This is a genomic window from Lysinibacillus sp. NPDC097868, assembly GCF_044761135.1.
Classification (GTDB): domain Bacteria; phylum Bacillota; class Bacilli; order Bacillales_A; family Planococcaceae; genus Lysinibacillus.
Map to the genome: position 1 here is coordinate 159,069 of NZ_JBIWBS010000004.1, position 18,496 is coordinate 177,564.

Here is an 18,496-nt window from a genome sequence, read left to right on the forward strand (position 1 = left end):
TTTTTTATTTGGAAATTACACGAATAAAACGATTGCTCCAACTGCATACATTACCCGTGTAGAAGGAGCGGTAATAATCGAACGCTTCTTAAAGATAGCGGAGTTAATCAATTTATAACTTCATATTCTAGTAGTCATAAATAGACAAAAATGTAAGGCACCCTCTGTTTAAAAAGAACAAAGAGTGCCTTTTGGTATTTATACTTGTGTGATGCCCATCAAATAGAATTTCCCTAACTGCAGTATATTTTTTAAAATCTTATATTAAATTTTGAAATTCAATTTGATAACTCCTGTTTCTTTTAAGGCGAAGAGGAAGATGATAACAAATGGTCCTACGAGTAAGCCGATGACGCCAAACAATTGTAAACCGATAAACATCGCAATTAAGGTTGGCAGAGGGGGTAAACCGATATGTGCACCCATTACTTTAGGCTCGACAGTTCGGCGAATAATTAATAAAATAGCTGCAAGAACAAAGAGCTTAATGGCAATCGCTGTATTCCCCATCAGGAGGTGATAAGTTCCCCAAGGTGCTAAAATAATAATTGAACCAAGGAAAGGGATAACATCAATAATCCAAATAATAATGGTCATTACTATCACATATTTCGGTTGAACAAGTAGTAAACCTACAAGTGTAACCCCAGCTATAATAAAGCTGACAAGAATCTGAGCCTTCATAAAACCGAAAAATGCGTCTTTTAAACGATTAGTAATAATTTTCAATTTTTCTTCAGTTGTAGGCTTTAAATATTTATAAGTTGACTGTTTTAATTTTGGTAAATCTAGCATAAATAGAAATAGGGCGATCATATAAACAAGAAGACTTATAAAGAGGCTTGGAATTTGTGAAAAGAAGGTCGTAACTTTGGTATAATTAAAGAAGTTTAAAAAAGAGTCTTCAACTTTCTCAATGAAGTCGGTTGTCGTTTTTTGAAGTGAAGCACTCACTTCAGTTGGAAAGTCTTCTGTATATTTTGAAATATTCTCTTGCATATGACCCCACATCTCGGATAATTTAGAGATATAGTAAGGTGCTTGCTTTGAAATGGAAATAATTTGCGACATTAGTTGTGTAATAGTAAAGTAACAAATAATAGAAATAAAAATAACGCTTACTATGTATATAAAAGCAACAGCTATTTTTCGCGACATTTTCCATTTTCTTTTAAAAAACATAACAATAGGTTCTAATAAAAAAGCTGTAACACCTGCTAAAATAATTGGCACGGAGACAGGAATGATAAAATATACGGCTATAAGTAGGCATATAATCGCTAGCGTTCGTATAATCAACTTTCGAGTTATAGTTCTATTCATAAGCTCTCCTTTTATCGTTATTATTAAGTAAAGTGTAACATAAAAAAATTAAAATTTGAAAACGTTCTGAAAGAATGAAGGTAGGGATAAATCATGGAAAAAGAGATTTTGCAACTTTTTAGTAATTTAACAGAGCGTGACCGTGAGATTGAATACGAGTCGTATAGAAAATTGATAAAAATTATGCAAGAACCAGTAGATTGGACATATGCTGTTTGGGAACAGCTTATTAAAGCCCTTACATATACAGATGGACATGCTCGTGCACGGGCAGCACAGTTTTTATGTGCATTAGCAGCAAAAAGTGACCCGGAAGAGCGTGTTCTGGATGATTTTTTAAAAATTTGGGCAGTAACATATGATGAAAAAACAGTAACAGCAAGGCATGCTCTTCAAGCAATTTGGCAAATTGGGCTTGCTGGACAAGTTCAAAGGGATCTAATTGTTTCGTATTTAGCGAAAAGGTTCCAAACATGTATCGATGAAAAGCAACCATCGCGTATTCGATATGATATTATTGTCTCCTTCAAGAAGTTGTTTGATGCTACGAATGATCAAAACTTACTGGATATTGCAAAGAGATTAATAGATGAAGAGCAGGATATAAAATACAAAAAGAAATATAAAACAGCCATCCGTTAAAATAGCGAGATGGCTATTTTTATGCCCAAGTGTGTTGTTTTGAAGAAAGGAAAGTTATTGATTATAATGAAAATAGGAGGATGGATTCAGTGTTTTGTAGGTCTTATATACTGATGTGAGCTATGGTATAAGTGAGAGCTAGAAACTATCTATAAAAAGGAAACACGTAAATATGCAACTGTATATAGCATAATAACAGTATAATTTTGTAAATTAGAAAGGGTCGAGAAAATGGGGATTTATAATTATTTAGTGAAAAAACCTAACGGTGAAATTTTATCAATGGAGACGTATCGAGGAAAGACAATGTTAATCGTCAACACCGCCAACCAATGTGATTTTACATATCAGTTTGAAGATTTACAAAAAATGTATAATAAATACGACAAGGAGAATTTCGTTGTTTTAGGTTTCCCGTGTAATCAGTTTGGGCACCAGAACCCAGAAGATGGAGTGGAGACAACGAAACTTTGCCAAATTAACTACGGGGTAACTTTCCCGATTTTTGAACTAGTTCAGGTTAATGGAGAAAAGACCCATCCGTTATTCAATTATTTAAAGCATGAAGTAGATTTTCGTGAATTCGGAAAAGTGAATATGCAGGAGAAGATGTTAGCTGAAGCTATTATCCAAATTGCACCTAGCTTTTTAGATGGACGTAACATTCGTTGGAACTTTACGAAATTTTTAGTAGATAATCAAGGTAATACAGTTGAGCGCTTTGAACCAACAGATTCACAATTAGATATTGAACAAGCTATTGAAAAAATTTTATAGCTAGCTATTTTAATCAGAATTTTTAGGCTGGAATAACAAATAGCTGATCACTATGTAGAAATAGTGCTAAGTTTTGTATAAATATATTCGAATATTCCACAATCTCACAACTACTCTTTCAAATCAATATATGATAAACTGCTAATCAAGTGAATAATTCTTGCAGAATAATGGTGCTAACTTTAGCATAATCGGGAATTCGGTGTAAAACCGAAGCTGTTTCCGCAACTGTAAGTACAAGAATCATAAAAAATGCCACTGTCGAAAAGGGAAAGTCCCAAGATGGGAAGGTTTTATGATATCGCTACTGCATTGGGTAGTGAGCTGTACGAGCCAGGAGACCGACCTTTATTTAATGTATAAAAACTCTTCGGAAGCTAGGAGGATATACGGCAAATACATAGGCAATGTCGCGTGAGGCGGCACTATATATGCTATTTTCGTCGTTCCCTAGGGAGCGGCGTTTTTTTATGCACCTTAAAGCAAAATATGTTCATGAAAGAAAGAAGGGACTAAGTATGAAAAAAGATGCCCGTTATTCTTGCTACCCGTTCATGCGTGAAAAAATATCTACTGTAGATTTTGAGATTCGTACGGATAGTTTAACAACTCATGTCGGTGTAGCATTGACGGCTGTAAAAGCTGAAGAAGTTGAAGTAGTGGCGACAGATCTATTGACTATTTTGCCAATGGCCTACCATGTAAATGGCTCAGTACGTGGCAAATTAGCGGTAACGGAAGAAGATTTGTTATGGCTTAGCGATCGCTATGATTTTTATGTGGGGCATGTAAAGGAAGAAATTCAGAACTTTGTTTTACCACAAGGTACGGGTGCTGCAACTGCGCTTCATTTATGTCGTAGTGAGGCAAAAAAATCATACCGTGTTCTACATAAAGTTTCTGAGGAAAGAGAAGTACCAGCCATCCTTTTCGATTACTTAGGATTATTGGCTAATGTATTTTTTGTAATGGCTGTATACATGAATCAACAGGCTGGAATTGCTGAAATTCCGTTTATAAGCAAGTCATATCCGATGAAGAAAAAGAAGGAGAATGTGTAAAGTGAAGAAACTATTTAATTTCCAATGGCTTACCGTGTTAATGTTAGCACTTGTATTGACAGGGTGCGGCACAGCAAATGAAGCAAAAAAGGACGATACATCAAAAGCAGGACAACAAGCTGAGCAAACAGGCTACAAAGTGACAGATGATCGCGATGTAGAAGTAGCCTTTGATGCAGTACCAAAAACGGTTGTGTCATTACAACCGAGTAACACAGAAATCCTATTTGCACTAGGTGTTGGCGATAAAGTTATTGGTGCAACTGAATATGATACGTACCCTGAAGAAGCGAAAGATATTGAACGTGTTTCTGATTCTGTAACATTCAACACTGAGCGAATTGTAGCATTAAAGCCAGATGTTGTCATAGCTTATTCAACAGGCAATGCCGAAACATTAGATGCGCTAAAAGGTCTTGAAGATGCAGGCGTAAAAGTATTTGCTATTCAATCAGCAGCATCATTTGAAGATGTATATGGAGATATTCAACAAATTGCTGAAGTGATGGGCGTTAAAGATAAAGGTGAGCAATTAAACGAAAATATTAAAGCAAAAATCGCGGATGTGCAAGCAAAAGTAAAAGGTGTAGAAACACCTAAAAATGTTTACTTAGAAATTAGCCCTAAGCCAGATATTTATACAACAGCAGCTGGTACTTTCCAACAAGAGATTCTTGATGCAGCGAATGTGAACAATGTATTTGGTGATCAAACAGGATGGGTAAAAGTTTCTGAGGAAGATGTTATTGCGAAAAATCCTCAAGTTATTTTAACAACAGTAAACTATGTAGAAGACTCAGTAGGAGAAATCCTTGGGCGTGATGGATGGAATACAATTACTGCTATTCAAGATAAAGCAGTAAATTATATTGATACTGATATTTCAAATCGTCCCGGTCCACGTATTGGTGAAGCTGTTGAGATGGTAGCAAAAGCAGTCTATCCCGAATTATTTAAATAAATATAAATGGTGAAAGCCACTCATTAGAGCTTGTGCCAAAGAGATAAAGTGTTAGATTGACTGCGTTCAATCTAACACTTTTTTGCTGTGAACGTTGTTGTCCGCTATGGTAGATATTTTCCGCTACGTACAGACTTCACGGACTTCAACCGGCGATATTTCCATGTTTACCGACAAATTCATAGACTCTCTGGATTCCTTCTAAAAGGTTTTGTGAATAATTGGTATTATCTTCAGTTGTTCTATAAAATAGAAATATAAATGCTTGCTTAAATAAGGGAGGCGTAGTGGATGACACAGTTTGGCATGAAGGTTATTCCGTTTGAGGCAGTCTTGAATTTCCGTGATATGGGTGGCTATAAGACGCGAGATGGCAGAGTAGTTAAGAATGGATTGCTATATCGCTCAGCTGCACTAGGTAAGATGACGCCGGCGGACAAGGAGCGTTTTGAAGCACTAGGAGTAAAGACAATTTTCGATTACCGAGATCAACAAGAGGCACTAAATAATCCTAACCCCACATTTAAAGGCGCAAAGTATATTCAAATTCCTGCAAAGGGCAATCACGCATTTGAGATGCCGACAAATACCGGCGGCCACAATTTTTATAAGGCTGTAAGCCCAGAGATGTTCCGCGATTTTTATGCACAAATGCCATTTAACAATGCTTCATTTAAAAAATTAATGTCTACAATTCAAAATCCAGATAATTTAGGCCTCGTCCATCACTGTGCCGTAGGAAAAGATCGAACGGGAATTGGCGGTGCGCTCATTTTGCTCGCATTAGATGTACCCGAGGAAACCATTATGCAAGACTATTTAGATACGAATATTTATTTACGCCCTATGATAGAACGAATGGCACAGGCAATTCAAAATACTTTTAATAACCAAGAGCTACAACAGTTCCATGCATTAATGTCTGCACGTGAGGATTATTTGCAAGCAGCCTTTGATGCTATAGATAGTCGTTATGGTTCGAAAACAGTGTTTTTAGAGCAAGAGTTTGGTTTAACAACAGAAAAACGCCAGCAATTACAAGAAAATTGCTTATGCTAATAGGACGCCCTTTCACAGTAAGTCAGTGAGAGGGATTTTTTTGTAAGCTATTCAAAATATTTTTGTATTCGCTATCCTTTACAGTGGCAAATCTGTGATAAGATACAATAGATTTTTATGTAATATAGAGAGAAGTGAAGTTGTTGGGACATGCGATTAGAGAGAAACATTCGGCAGACCAGTTTAGTCTATTCCATTTAACATGGCCGATTTTTTTAGAAGTTTTTTTATTTATGTTAATGGGTTTAGCCGATACATTTATGTTAAGTGCCTTATCAGATAATGCTGTATCAGGTGTTGGCGCGGCAAATCAATACATTCATATTGCGATACTAATTCTTGAAGTGGTAGGTAATGGTGCTGCGATAGTTGTCTCGCAATATTTAGGTTCAAAAAGATTTTTAGAGGCTACAAAGATTTCAGCGTTGGCAATTACGATGAACTTAATTGTTGGATTTATTATGAGTGCTCTGTTTTTCTTAGGCTCAAGCCATTTAATGACGATGATGAATCTGAAGGGCGATGTCTTACAATATGCCCAAAGCTATTTAGTCATAATTGGTAGTTTTATTTTCTTACAAGCTATTATTAATGCATTAGCTGCTATTATTCGTGTACATGGTTGGACGAAGCAGACGATGTATGTATCACTCGGTATGAATGTCGTTCACGTCGTGTTAAACTACGGATTGATTTTTGGTAATTTTGGATTGCCGGAATTAGGTGTGAAAGGTGCTGCGATATCCTCGATAATTAGTCGTGGACTTGCGGTTATTGTATTTTCATGGCTGTTGTATCAGGTAATGGAGATACGTGTGAAAATCGAATACTATTTCACTTTTTCAAAAGAGTATGTTCGAAAAATTTTAAATATCGGGTTACCGTCTGCATTTGAGCAAGTGCTTTACCAATTTTGCCAAATTGTCTTCCTCTATTATGCAACTTATATAGGATCTGAAACGCTTGCAGCAAGACAATATGCAATGAATATTTCGATGTTTACGTACTTGTTTGCGGTGGCAATCGGTACGGGGACAGCTATTATTATAGGTCGCTATGTAGGCGCGGGTAAAAAAGATGAGGCTTATCATCAATTATGGATAAGCGTGCGCTCAGCTTTTATTTTTACAATACTAATGGTAAGTGTTGTGACGATTTTCAGAAAACAGTTAATGAGCATATTTACAGATAATGCAGAGATAATAGCCATTGGTGGGTCTGTATTAGCATTAAGTATTTTATTAGAAACAGGTCGTACGATGAATATCGTTGTTATTAATTCATTACGTGCTTCAGGCGATGCAAGGTTTCCAGTGAAAATTGGCTTTTTATCAATGGTCTGTATGAGTTTGCCACTTGGCTATTTGTTTGTATTTGTATTAGATTGGGGACTAGTAGGGATTTGGTTAGCTATTTCAGCAGATGAATGGATGCGTGCCATTATCGTATACTTTAGATGGAAAAGTCGAAAGTGGGAGCGTTTTGCAATTGTCTCACCTACTGAACAAAAGGAGGCGAATTAAATGGGGGCACTTTCTAAACGTGCTGCAGGAGCGGCATTAATAGATGCAAATATCGGGCTATTTGCTTGTCCGATTTGTCAGGAGTCCATCCAGGTCTATGACCAAGGGAGGCTTACATGTTCAGCAAACCATTCCTTTGATATTGCTAAGCAAGGTTATGTAAATATGCTGACACATAGTGTAGCTTCTAAATATAGTAAAGATCTTTTTGAATCCCGTAAAGCGATTATTGATAGTGGTCTGTATGATCCATTAGAGGAGAAAATAGCAGAGCTAATAGGAGAAGCTAAAACAGTGCTTGATACTGGCTGTGGAGAGGGATCACATTTAGCACGTATACTGTCGCAAAAACAAGGTATCGGCATTGGTATTGATATTGCAAAAGAGGGTATTCTTGCAGCTGCTCGGCATTATCCAGAGCAAATTTGGTGTGTTGGAGACTTAGCAAAAAGTCCTTTTGCCAAGACAAGCTTTGATATCATTTTAAATATTTTATCCCCAGCTAATTATGAAGAATTTAAACGATTACTTACATCAAATGGATGTGTCGTGAAAGTGGTACCACAAAGTGGCTATTTGCAACAATTACGTTCACAACTTTATGCTGACTCGGCAAAAGAAACATACTCCAATGAGCAAACTGTAGAACGCTTTCGTGAAAGTTTTTCAAATGTCACAGTAGAGCGTATAACTTATACGGTGCCACTTGCTTCGGAGCTCGTTCCTGCACTGCTTGAAATGACGCCGATGGGCTGGCATAAGGCGCAACATGCAGAAGTGACTGTAAATGAAATAACGATTGATGTCGATATCCTAGTAGGTCGGGTCTAAATCAAATAGATTTGACTTGGACAATTGCAGTATACAACTCTTTTCGATTACAATGGTAATAACTATTGAATAAGGTAGGAATAAAACAGTGTATAAATTTACGGCAAATCTTGTCAAATTGATATTAAAATTATCGGGTTCAAAAGCACGTGTATATGATGAGGAAAACTTACCGAAGGATGGTGGGTTTATTATTGCATGTACACATACAGGGTATGTAGATATATTAAACTTAGGTGTTGCAGTCTTGCCTCGTGAAATTCACTTTATGGCGAAAAAGCAATTGTTTGATATTAAGGGACTTGGCTGGCTTATTAACCATTTAAACGCCTTTCCAGTTGACCGTGACAATCCAGGACCGAGTGTTATTAAAGTTCCTTCGCAGTTGCTGAAGGAAGGGAAAATTGTTGGGATTTTCCCATCAGGTACTCGAAACTCAGAAGGATCTGATTTAAAGCAAGGTGCTATAACGATTGCACAACTGTCTAAAACACAAATTGTTCCGGCTGCTTACGTTGGAGCGCGAAATGCTGGAGATGTGTTTAAACGTGGGAAAGGTTATCTCATTTATGGTGAGCCGTTTTATGTAACAGGCAAAGGAAAAGAAGGGCGTGAGGAATTTACCCAACATCTTGAACACGAGCTTGTTGCCTTAACAGACGAATTAAATAAACGAATTGTAGCGGATAAAAAATAATACGGACAGCACTCAGAATCAAGTTGATTTTGGGTGCTTTGTCGTAGGGGGCATTTTTAATGATTAATGTACTTTTTGTTTGTCTGGGGAATATTTGCCGCTCTCCAATGGCTGAGGCAGTCATGCGGGATTTAATAGAAAAAGCAAAGTTGAATGACAAAATTAAAGTAGATTCAGCTGCAACAAGCTCTTGGCATATTGGTGAGCCACCACATCGAGGTACACAAGATAAGTTACGAGAATATGGTATCTCCATGATAGGAATACAAAGTAGACAACTACATAAGCGTGATTTTGAGCAATTCGATTACATTATTGGAATGGATGAAAATAATATTCGTAACATTTATACAATGCTTGGTAATCCCGATTCACCAAAAATTTTCCGCTTCTTAGATTTAACGGACCATCGAATGGATGTACCTGATCCATACTATACAGGGGATTTTCAAGAAACTTATGATTTAGTGCTAGAAGGCTGTCGAGCTTTATTAGATAAAATTAAGCATGAGCAAAAGCTATGAACATGTGAGAACGATTAAGAGCCTTGAATTTAAAATATTTCATGCTACATCCTGTTCTGAAAACATTACCTTAAACATTGGTATATCTAGCTTTGTAAGCATCAATATGTTATTATTTGCAGAGTAAAGATACGAAAAGTATTTAAATACCATTTGCAGATGTACAGTTGTACATCTATGATTTTTATAAACTTTATTTTCGAAAGAGAGTGGAAACAATGGGTCGTAAGTGGAACAATATTAAAGAAAAGAAGGCGTCAAAAGACCAAAGCACAAGTCGAGTGAATGCAAAATTCGGTCGTGAAATTTATGTAGCAGCAAAATCAGGGGAACCAGATCCTGAATCAAATCGCGCTCTTAAAGTTGTTCTTGAACGTGCTAAAACTTACAGTGTTCCTAAACATATTATTGAAAAGGCAATCGAAAAAGCGAAGGGTGGCGGCGACGAAAGCTTCGATGAATTACGCTACGAAGGTTTCGGACCAGCTGGAACAATGCTAATCGTTGATGCATTAACAAACAATGTTAACCGTACAGCTTCTGATGTACGTGCGGCATTTGGTAAAAACAACGGCAACATGGGTGTAAGTGGTTCAGTTGCTTATATGTTTGATTCAACAGCAGTTATTGGTTTAGAGGGCAAGACTGCAGATGAAGTACTTGAAATTTTAATGGAAGCAGATGTCGATGCACGTGATATTCTTGAAGAAGAAGAGACTGTTATTATTTATGCGGAACCAGACCAATTCTTTGCTGCACAAGAAGCATTGAAGGCAGCAGGTGTTCAAGAATTTACAGTAGCTGAACTTACAATGCTCCCTCAAACAGAAGTTACATTAACAGGTGATGATGTAGCGAAATTTGAAAAATTAATTGATGCATTAGAAGATCTTGATGATGTACAAAACGTTTACCATAACGCAGATTTAGGTGAATAATTTTTTATTATAAATCAGACCAGTAGCAATCCTTTGCTACTGGTTTTTAACTTGATTCAGCAAAGTCCTCTACTTCTAAATATGAAGGATAATGCTAGGCACTACATTTTCGTGGAGGTTCAAACCACTTCTGAATCAAGTTAAAAAGCCCTTTCGGATGTCACAGATTTAAGGAGGAGAATTGTGCAAACTTTTTTAGCTATCGTTATATTTTTAGTGACGTTATTTTTTGTAATTGTTCAGCCACGTAAATTATCAATCGGCTGGTCTGCATGTATAGGTGCAGCATTTGCCTTAATGCTAGGTGTCGTAACAATCAATGATGTCTTGGCGGTTACCGACATTGTTTGGAATGCAACTTTATCGTTTATAGGGATTATTATCATTTCGCTCATTTTAGATGAAATCGGATTTTTTGAATGGGCAGCATTGCATATGGCTCGACTTGCGAGAGGTAGTGGGATTCGGCTATTTATCTATATAGCCTGTTTAGGAGCGATTGTTTCTGCATTATTTGCAAATGATGGTGCAGCACTAATATTAACGCCAATCGTCTTAGCAATGGTAAGAAAGTTAAACTTAACAGAGCAAAGGGTATTTCCGTTTATCATTGCAAGTGGTTTTATCGCAGATACAACGTCATTACCGCTAGTAATCAGTAATTTAACAAATATCGTGTCAGCTGATTATTTTAATATAGGTTTTATGGAATACGCGGTGCATATGGTCGTGCCTAATATCATTTCTTTAATCGCTAGCATTTTCGTGCTATATGTTTTTTTTAGAAAAATCATTCCGACTCAGTATTCGATGGAAGCATTAGTTCACCCGAATGTCGCTATTCGAGATCAAAAGTTATTTAATATTTCTTGGTACGTTATCGCAATATTATTACTTGGTTTCTTATCGAGCGAGTATTTTACTATTCCAGTGTCATTTATTTTATGTAGTGTTGCAATTATCTTTTTATGGTTGGCACGGAGAAGCAAAAGTATTGATACGAAGAGGGTTATTAAAGGTGCACCATGGAGCATTGTGTTTTTTTCAATTGGTATGTATGTCGTTGTTTATGGTCTAAAAAATGTAGGTCTTACAGGTTTATTAGCAGATTTGTTAGAGCTTACTGTTCAGCAAGGCTTATTTGTAGCGACATTAACAATGGGCTTTGTTGCAGCAATTTTGTCTGCGGTTATGAATAATTTGCCGACCGTTATGATTGATGCATTAGCTATTGCTGAAACAAGTGCAACGGGAACAATTAAAGAAGGACTGATTTACGCCAATGTTATAGGTACGAATCTAGGTCCGAAAATGACACCGATTGGTTCATTGGCAACATTGTTATGGCTTCATATATTGGCGCAGAAAGGCATTAAAATAAGCTGGGGACAGTACTTTAAAATAGGTATTTTACTAACTATACCGACACTTTTCATTACATTACTAGCATTAATTGCTTGGTTAGCAATATTATCGTAGTAAATACTTTTAAATTATAAAGAATATCAAAAAACTATTTTTCTACACTTCGTATCCCTGTAGAAAGATAGTTTTTTTTGTTTGCGAAGAAATGTGTATATTAGCATATTTAAGCGAAAGGGTGAATAATATACACATTTATTGTGAAATACCCATTGTGTAAACTGTAAATCCATTCCATAATATTAATTAATGCATTAAACGATAGAAGTAAAAAGGGGTGTAAAGTATGAAATTTTTACGTTCAATACAGGGGAAATTAATTATCGTTTCAATGGCATTATTAATAGTGCCGAGCTTAATCATTGGTATAGTTAGCTATGGGAAAGCAAAGGATGGGATGGAAGGATTAGGTGAACAAGTCCTTCAAAATAGCGTTGAGTCTACTTTGCAATTAATCGAACTGGCAAATGAAAGTGTAGAAAAAGGCGACATCCCATTAGAGGTTGCGCAGGAAAAAGTACGTGAAGCGCTACTTGGTCCAAAGGATAGTGAGGGAAAGCGACCAATTAATTATCCTGGTAATTTAGGTGAATATGGTTATCTATACGTGTTAGACGATAAAGGGACGCTAACAACACATCCTACTCGTGAAGGGGATAACTTGTGGGATGAACAGGATAGTAGTGGCAAGTATTTTATTCGCGATGTAACTGAACGAGCATTAGAGGGTGGGGGCTTTACACAATATGAATTTGCACTTCCAGGACAGGATGTTTTAGCTGATAAAATCATTTACTCTACAAAAGATCCACATTGGGGATGGATTATAGCATCGGGTACATACATGCAAGATTTTAATAAGGAAGCCAATTCGTTGTTATTAGTTATTGGACTGACACTATTAGGAGCCATTATTATCGGTACAGTTATCGTAATACTTGTTTCGAGACATTTGGCTTTGCCTGTTAAAAACTTGTCGACTCGTGTACGTGAAGTAGCGCAAGGGAATTTAACGGTGGAAATTGAAAACCTACAACGTACAGATGAGATTGGCCAATTAAATACAGGGTTTAATGATATGGTAGATCAATTGAAGACATTAATTACAAATGTGGAAGAATCAATCGCTGAAATTCAATCCACTTCGGCTAATTTAACAGCCGTTGCTGAGGAGACGAATGCGTACGGTGATGAAATTGTGAAAGCTATTAATGAGGTTTCAAGAGGGGCAGTTAAGCAAGCTTCAGATGCTGAAGATACGAATCGCACAGCTATAGCATTTGCTCAGCAAATTGTAGGGCTGCATGATAAAAATGAATTAATGCTAGATGCATCTCAAATTATGAAGCATTCCAATGAAGAAGGGCTTGTAAATTTAAATAGTTTGAAGGGTAAATCACAGGAATCGTCTACGCTTATTAATAATGTACAAACAGTGTTTAATAGCTTAATTGTTAAAGTAAGAGAAATTGAAGGTATTGTGGGAACGATTAATGAGATTTCCGATCAAACAAACCTTCTTGCATTAAATGCATCGATTGAAGCGGCACGTGCTGGCGAGCATGGCAAAGGATTTGCAATAGTAGCGGAGGAAGTAAGAAAACTAGCAGACCAAACTTCCGTTGCAACAGATTTAGTACGCACAACGCTACGTGGTATTGAAAGTGAAACGAATTTAGTGAACGATGAAATGCAAAAAACAAGTGCTATTGTTCGAGAGCAAAATAATTCAGTTGGTATAATGGAATCTTCTTTTAATGAAATTGAACTGGCTGTTGAAAAAATTATAGCAATTATTGGGGACATGACTTCAGGTGTGACATATTTAAATAGCTCTAAAGATGATATGATGCAGTCGATTGAAAGTATCGCTATGATCAGTGAAAAAAATGCAGCAGCATCTGAGGAAGTAACAGCATCTGTTGACGAGCAACAAAGAGCTATACAACTTGTTAGCGAATCCTCCAACGATTTAACAGACGAAATCTCAGCATTACAGGAGTCGATTCAACGCTTTACTATAAGATAGTTAATAAAGATGCTTGTACAGTAGCCAATCATTTGTACAAGCATCCTTTTTATATTCTGGACGTTGTAAGTAAAAAGGGGTGTTGCAATTGAAAAAGTGGTTGGTGGGAGGAATCACAATTGTCGTTTGTATAGGTAGTGCCCTCTATATATGGTTAGGACAAGAAATGAAACGAGGGACACAGCCAGTTGCTGATGGAACTGCACAATATGCCATAGTGCTTGGAGCAAAAGTTAAGCCTGGTGGGATATTATCTCTATCCTTAAAAAACAGATTGGAAGAAACTGTAGCCTATCTAAATGAGTATCCGCACGTGAAGGTAATCGTATCGGGTGGTCAGGGGGCGGATGAGGATAGGACAGAGGCTTCTGCAATGCTTTCGTACTTGCAAGAGAAGGGGATTGACCCCGAACGAATTTTAGTGGAAGAACAATCCACATCGACATATGAAAACCTACTATTTTCAAAAGAATTACTCCCAGAGGGAACAAAGCATATTACGATCGTCTCGAATGATTTCCATTTGCAAAGAGCAAAGTATTTAGCTAATAAGCTTCAGCTAGAGGCGGATGTCGTTGTTGCAAAAACGCCAAAATCTGTAGAAGCGAAGTTAAGGATTCGTGAAAGAGCTGCATTGTTAAAAACGTATATCATAGGTCATTAATGGTATATTTACTTTCTTTCTTTAATATATTTGTCATATAATAGAAATATAATGAGTAAACGACAGAAAGAGGGTACTTCTATGACAACGTTTAAAGATTATAAATACAGCCGACCAAACGTGGCAGCAATGAAAGAGCAGCAATTAGCTTTAATCGAGCAATTTAAAGAAGCGCAAACTGTTGAGGCGCAAAGCGAGCTAATTGAAAAGTTAAATGAATTAAGTAATGATTATGCGACAATGGCTAACCTCGTTTATATTCGAGCATCTATTGATACGAACGATTCGTTTTATCAAGAAGAACGTGACTATTTTGATGAAGTAGGCCCAGAACTTGAAGAGATAACAACAGAATATTATAAAGCATTAATAGTTTCGCCATTCCGTGAGCAGCTTGAAGAAAAATGGGGCCAACAGTTATTCGACTTAGCGTCCTATCAAATTAAAGGGTTCTCTCCGCAAGTTATTGATTTAATGCAAAAGGAGAACAAACTAGTTTCCGAATATAATAAATTAGTTGCCTCAGCTCAAATTGACTTTAATGGTGAAACATTAACGTTAGCTCAGCTAGGACCTTATGCAGAATCGACAGATCGTGACATGCGTAAAGCGGCTACAGAAGCTCGCTTTGGCTTTTTTGCTGAGCATGAAGAGGAATTTGATCGGTTGTATGATGAGCTTGTCAAAGTACGCCATGAAATTGCTATAAAGTTAGGCTATAAAAATTATGTAGAGCTTGGCTATATTCGTATGAACCGTATTGATTATAATGCGGAAATGGTGAAAAAATTCCGTGACCAAGTGCGTGATTTAATCGTTCCAGTTGCAACAAAATTATTTGAGCGTCAAGCTAAGCGTATCGGTATTTCGGACTTGAAGTTTTATGACGAAGCTCTAAACTTTTTAACAGGAAATGCGACGCCAAAAGGTGATGCAGATTGGATTGTCGCTAACGGTAAAAAGATGTATGAAGAACTATCACCTGAGACTGGTGAATTTTTCAACTTTATGATTGATCATGACTTAATGGACTTAGTAGCGAAAAAAGGAAAAGAAAGTGGCGGCTATTGTACGTTTATAGAAAATTACCATTCACCATTTATTTTCTCGAACTTTAACGGTACATCAGGTGATATTGATGTGTTAACACATGAGGCTGGACATGCCTTCCAAGTATACTCAAGCCGTGATATTGGCATTCCAGAATATTTATGGCCAACATATGAATCATGTGAAATCCATTCTATGAGTATGGAATTCTTTACATGGCCTTGGATGGAATTATTCTTTAAAGAAGATACAGAGAAATATAAATTTACACATTTAAGCAGTGGCCTACTATTTCTTCCTTACGGTGTTGCTGTTGATGAATTCCAACATGTTATTTATGAAAACCCTACGATGACACCTGCTGAGCGTAAAGCTGCATGGAAAAAAATCGAGGAAACATATTTACCACATCGCGACTATGATGGGAATAGCTACTTAGAATCAGGCGGTATATGGCAACGTCAGGCACATATTTATGCAAGCCCATTCTATTATATTGACTACACGTTAGCACAAATTTGTGCATTCCAATTCTGGAAACGTTCACGTGAAGAGTTTGAGGCTGCTTGGAAAGACTATATCCATTTATGTGGCTTAGGAGGCTCTATGTCATTTACGAAGCTTGTGAAAGAAGCTGGCTTAATTTCACCATTCGAGGATGGCTGTGTAGAATCAGTAATTGGTGTTATTGAAAACTATTTAAATTCAGTGGATGATACTAAATTATAGATTGCGATAAAATCTTTAGAGCTAATATAGTTACTCTAGAAGGAAATTAGCATATATCAGTTAAAAAGTGTTAGATTGACTGCCGCCAATCTAACACTTTTTACTATGCCGTTGATGTCCGCTACGGCGGTTGCTTTCCGCGGGCACAACACGTAAGCCGCAATCCTCGCTAGCGCGCTGAATACCTGCGTCTTACGCTGTGTACGTTCCCGCAAGAGTCACCGCCTTTGCTACAATATATGAACATCGTTGCCCATTTAAAATATTTTATGTTATGTCCCAGCCTTTTTTGGGGGAGAACACGGAAAGGTTTTTTATACAAAATTGTCCAAGATAAGTTGTTTTTTAGTCTGTTATCTTTTTTTATGTTTGTAATAAATACTAGGATACTTGCGAAATGGTTAATATATAAGTAGTATTTTCAGTAACTGTGATAAAAGGAAGTGAAGAACGTGACGAGGAAAGTATGGTTTCAAGTAGGAATAGGCACTTTACTAGTTCTACTAATACTTAAATATTTTATAGAAATTCATTGGATTTTTTCACCGCTTGCGATTATTTTAAAAGCTATATTTGTGCCGTTATTACTTGGTGGCGTGTTGTATTATGTGACAGAGCCGATTCAGCGTTTTTTAGAAAAGCGAAAATGGCCAAGATGGGCTAGTATATTAACAATTATTGTTGGACTGATTGCCATGGTAGTTGTCTTTGGGTGGGTTGTTGGTAATCCGATAGCTACACAGCTTAATAATCTTGCGAAAAATGCACCGATGATTGGATCAAGCATTCAAGATGCAACTGATTATGTGGTCAGCTTGTTTAGCAATAAGGATAACTTACCTCCACAAATAACCGAATTTATCGATAATCTTGCTAATTCTGTACAAAGTATTGCTGTCGTGACAAGTAAATGGCTCGTATCCTTTATACAGTCCATTGTTTCAGTTTCCTTATTAGCTATTTTAATTCCGTTTTTCTTCGTCTTTATGTTGAAGGATCATGAAAAATTTGCGCCATCCATTTATAAATATTTTAGTGGTGAGCGTCGGGAATGGATAAAAAAGACGTTAAGTGAAATTGATGATGTATTACGTAGCTATATTCAAGGTCAACTGCAAATTAGTTTTTTATTAGCACTTATTATGTATGTTGGATATTTAATCATTGGCTTAGAGTATTCATTATTGCTCGTTATTTTTGCTTTCTTTATGAATATGATTCCGTTTATCGGACCGTGGATAGCCCTTGCACCAGCGGTAATTGTAGCAGTTATTCAGGATCCGATGCTTGTTGTTTGGGTATGTGTTGTTACGCTTGTTGCACAGCAGATTGATAGTAACTTCATTACACCAAATGTAATGGGAAAATCTCTCGATATCCATCCGTTAACGGTTATTACGATTATTTTAGCAGCAGGAAATATAGCAGGCTTCATAGGGATTATAATTGCCGTTCCGTTTTATGCGGTATTAAAGGTTATTGTTTCGAATATTTATGATAAACGAATTGCGATAAAGAAAAAGGCTACGAAGTCTGTATAGGGGTCGAATAAAAATGGAACAAGAGATTGTGAAAGTTTTTAATGAGCAGCATGAACAAATTGGCACGGCTACACGAGCAGAAGTACATGAAAAAGGCTTGTGGCATGAGACTTTTCACTGCTGGCTTGTCAACGAGAACTATATTTATTTCCAAATTCGTAGTGCGCAAAAAAAGGACTATCCAGGACTGCTTGATATTACAGCAGCAGGTCACCTACTAGCCATTGAGACAGTGGAAGCGGGCATACGAGAAGTAAGAGAAGAATTAGGATTAACCATCGATATTAATGAAGTCGTAAAAATGGGTATGACTTCATGTAGTATCGTATCCGAAAAAATGATTGATAATGAATTTTGTCATGTTTATTTGTACCCTTTTGAAGACAATTGGGATTCTTTTGAGTTGCAATATGAGGAAGTTTCCGGTGTTGTTCGAGCAAAGCTTGATGAAGCCGAAGATTTCTTTTTAGGAAAAACCGTCACGCTGAATATTGAAGGATATGAATATTTTCCAGATGGACAACGTGCGAGGGTAGTAAGACCTGTAAGCACAGCGCAATTTGTTCCATATCGTGAGTTGTATGTTGCAGATGTAATAGATTTTGTGAAAAATTCAATGTACAGTCGATAGATTAGCGTAAACACCTGCTAGTTGATTACACATATGAAAAACAATGAAGAATGACAATAATCAGTGCCAACTCGCATGTGTATAAAAATAGTAC

General features: G+C 36.8%; 17 protein-coding genes and 1 riboswitch. Of the genes, 16 read left to right on the forward strand and 1 reads right to left on the reverse strand.

From position 1 onward, the window contains the following. Window positions 1-264: 264 nt before the first annotated feature. A complete protein-coding gene (ytvI, locus tag ACIQXJ_RS19885) occupies window positions 265-1,323 on the reverse strand; it encodes a sporulation integral membrane protein YtvI (protein ID WP_403056822.1) in 1,059 nt (352 codons plus the stop codon). Window positions 1,324-1,416: 93 nt separating this feature from the next. Here ytvI and ACIQXJ_RS19890 point away from each other — a divergent pair, with 93 nt between their 5' ends. The 16 genes from ACIQXJ_RS19890 to ACIQXJ_RS19965 all read left to right on the forward strand — a co-directional run bounded on the left by ACIQXJ_RS19890 (window position 1,417) and on the right by ACIQXJ_RS19965 (window position 18,402). Further along, on the forward strand, window positions 1,417-1,965 hold the full coding sequence (locus ACIQXJ_RS19890) for a hypothetical protein (RefSeq protein ID WP_403056824.1): 549 nt from the start codon (window positions 1,417-1,419) through the stop codon (window positions 1,963-1,965). Between the two features lie 231 nt (window positions 1,966-2,196). Beyond that, a complete protein-coding gene (locus ACIQXJ_RS19895) occupies window positions 2,197-2,742 on the forward strand; it encodes a glutathione peroxidase (protein WP_403056827.1) in 546 nt (181 codons plus the stop codon). A gap of 154 nt (window positions 2,743-2,896) precedes the next feature. Continuing rightward, window positions 2,897-3,106, forward strand: a riboswitch (cobalamin riboswitch). Between the two features lie 154 nt (window positions 3,107-3,260). Further along, window positions 3,261-3,803: a hypothetical protein gene (locus tag ACIQXJ_RS19900; RefSeq protein ID WP_403056830.1), complete on the forward strand. Its 543-nt coding sequence runs from the start codon at window positions 3,261-3,263 to the stop codon at window positions 3,801-3,803. 1 nt (window position 3,804) lies between these two features. Further along, window positions 3,805-4,764: an ABC transporter substrate-binding protein gene (locus ACIQXJ_RS19905; RefSeq protein WP_403056833.1), complete on the forward strand. Its 960-nt coding sequence runs from the start codon at window positions 3,805-3,807 to the stop codon at window positions 4,762-4,764. Between the two features lie 291 nt (window positions 4,765-5,055). Next, window positions 5,056-5,823 (forward strand): tyrosine-protein phosphatase, encoded by a 768-nt coding sequence (locus tag ACIQXJ_RS19910; RefSeq protein WP_403056836.1) that lies wholly within the window; start codon window positions 5,056-5,058, stop codon window positions 5,821-5,823. A 143-nt stretch (window positions 5,824-5,966) separates the two neighbouring features. Beyond that, window positions 5,967-7,346 (forward strand): MATE family efflux transporter, encoded by a 1,380-nt coding sequence (locus ACIQXJ_RS19915; RefSeq protein WP_403056839.1) that lies wholly within the window; start codon window positions 5,967-5,969, stop codon window positions 7,344-7,346. After that, window positions 7,347-8,177, forward strand: coding sequence for a putative RNA methyltransferase (locus ACIQXJ_RS19920; protein ID WP_403056842.1), 831 nt, complete (start codon window positions 7,347-7,349; stop codon window positions 8,175-8,177). 88 nt (window positions 8,178-8,265) lie between these two features. Next, window positions 8,266-8,874 carry a lysophospholipid acyltransferase family protein gene (locus ACIQXJ_RS19925; RefSeq protein WP_401013128.1) on the forward strand — a complete coding sequence of 203 codons (609 nt, stop codon included), beginning with the start codon at window positions 8,266-8,268 and terminating at the stop codon, window positions 8,872-8,874. A gap of 59 nt (window positions 8,875-8,933) precedes the next feature. After that, on the forward strand, window positions 8,934-9,398 hold the full coding sequence (locus ACIQXJ_RS19930; protein WP_403056845.1) for a low molecular weight protein-tyrosine-phosphatase: 465 nt from the start codon (window positions 8,934-8,936) through the stop codon (window positions 9,396-9,398). A 218-nt stretch (window positions 9,399-9,616) separates the two neighbouring features. Then, window positions 9,617-10,336, forward strand: coding sequence for a YebC/PmpR family DNA-binding transcriptional regulator (locus ACIQXJ_RS19935; protein ID WP_403056848.1), 720 nt, complete (start codon window positions 9,617-9,619; stop codon window positions 10,334-10,336). A 183-nt stretch (window positions 10,337-10,519) separates the two neighbouring features. Continuing rightward, complete coding sequence (locus ACIQXJ_RS19940) at window positions 10,520-11,815, forward strand: arsenic transporter (protein WP_403056851.1); 1,296 nt, start codon at window positions 10,520-10,522, stop codon at window positions 11,813-11,815. A gap of 229 nt (window positions 11,816-12,044) precedes the next feature. Beyond that, window positions 12,045-13,787 (forward strand): methyl-accepting chemotaxis protein, encoded by a 1,743-nt coding sequence (locus tag ACIQXJ_RS19945; RefSeq protein ID WP_403056854.1) that lies wholly within the window; start codon window positions 12,045-12,047, stop codon window positions 13,785-13,787. 79 nt (window positions 13,788-13,866) lie between these two features. After that, the gene (locus tag ACIQXJ_RS19950; RefSeq protein ID WP_483869692.1) at window positions 13,867-14,451 is read left to right on the forward strand and encodes a YdcF family protein; all 585 of its coding nucleotides are present in this window, start codon (window positions 13,867-13,869) and stop codon (window positions 14,449-14,451) included. A gap of 81 nt (window positions 14,452-14,532) precedes the next feature. Then, entirely contained in the window at window positions 14,533-16,230 is a 1,698-nt protein-coding gene (locus ACIQXJ_RS19955) for a M3 family oligoendopeptidase (RefSeq protein WP_403056857.1), read from the forward strand. A 452-nt stretch (window positions 16,231-16,682) separates the two neighbouring features. Further along, window positions 16,683-17,771, forward strand: coding sequence for an AI-2E family transporter (locus tag ACIQXJ_RS19960; protein WP_403056860.1), 1,089 nt, complete (start codon window positions 16,683-16,685; stop codon window positions 17,769-17,771). A 13-nt stretch (window positions 17,772-17,784) separates the two neighbouring features. Beyond that, the gene (locus ACIQXJ_RS19965) at window positions 17,785-18,402 is read left to right on the forward strand and encodes an NUDIX hydrolase (RefSeq protein WP_401013104.1); all 618 of its coding nucleotides are present in this window, start codon (window positions 17,785-17,787) and stop codon (window positions 18,400-18,402) included. Window positions 18,403-18,496: the final 94 nt, after the last annotated feature.

Bases quoted from the DNA above. Each gene is read 5' to 3' on its own strand.
- ytvI (WP_403056822.1), bottom strand. From the start codon at position 1,323: ATGAATAGAACTATAACTCGAAAGTTGATTATACGAACGCTAGCGATT.
- ACIQXJ_RS19890 (WP_403056824.1), top strand. From the start codon at position 1,417: ATGGAAAAAGAGATTTTGCAACTTTTTAGTAATTTAACAGAGCGTGAC.
- ACIQXJ_RS19895 (WP_403056827.1), top strand. From the start codon at position 2,197: ATGGGGATTTATAATTATTTAGTGAAAAAACCTAACGGTGAAATTTTA.
- ACIQXJ_RS19900 (WP_403056830.1), top strand. From the start codon at position 3,261: ATGAAAAAAGATGCCCGTTATTCTTGCTACCCGTTCATGCGTGAAAAA.
- ACIQXJ_RS19910 (WP_403056836.1), top strand. From the start codon at position 5,056: ATGACACAGTTTGGCATGAAGGTTATTCCGTTTGAGGCAGTCTTGAAT.
- ACIQXJ_RS19920 (WP_403056842.1), top strand. From the start codon at position 7,347: ATGGGGGCACTTTCTAAACGTGCTGCAGGAGCGGCATTAATAGATGCA.
- ACIQXJ_RS19930 (WP_403056845.1), top strand. From the start codon at position 8,934: ATGATTAATGTACTTTTTGTTTGTCTGGGGAATATTTGCCGCTCTCCA.
- ACIQXJ_RS19935 (WP_403056848.1), top strand. From the start codon at position 9,617: ATGGGTCGTAAGTGGAACAATATTAAAGAAAAGAAGGCGTCAAAAGAC.
- ACIQXJ_RS19945 (WP_403056854.1), top strand. From the start codon at position 12,045: ATGAAATTTTTACGTTCAATACAGGGGAAATTAATTATCGTTTCAATG.
- ACIQXJ_RS19955 (WP_403056857.1), top strand. From the start codon at position 14,533: ATGACAACGTTTAAAGATTATAAATACAGCCGACCAAACGTGGCAGCA.
- ACIQXJ_RS19965 (WP_401013104.1), top strand. From the start codon at position 17,785: ATGGAACAAGAGATTGTGAAAGTTTTTAATGAGCAGCATGAACAAATT.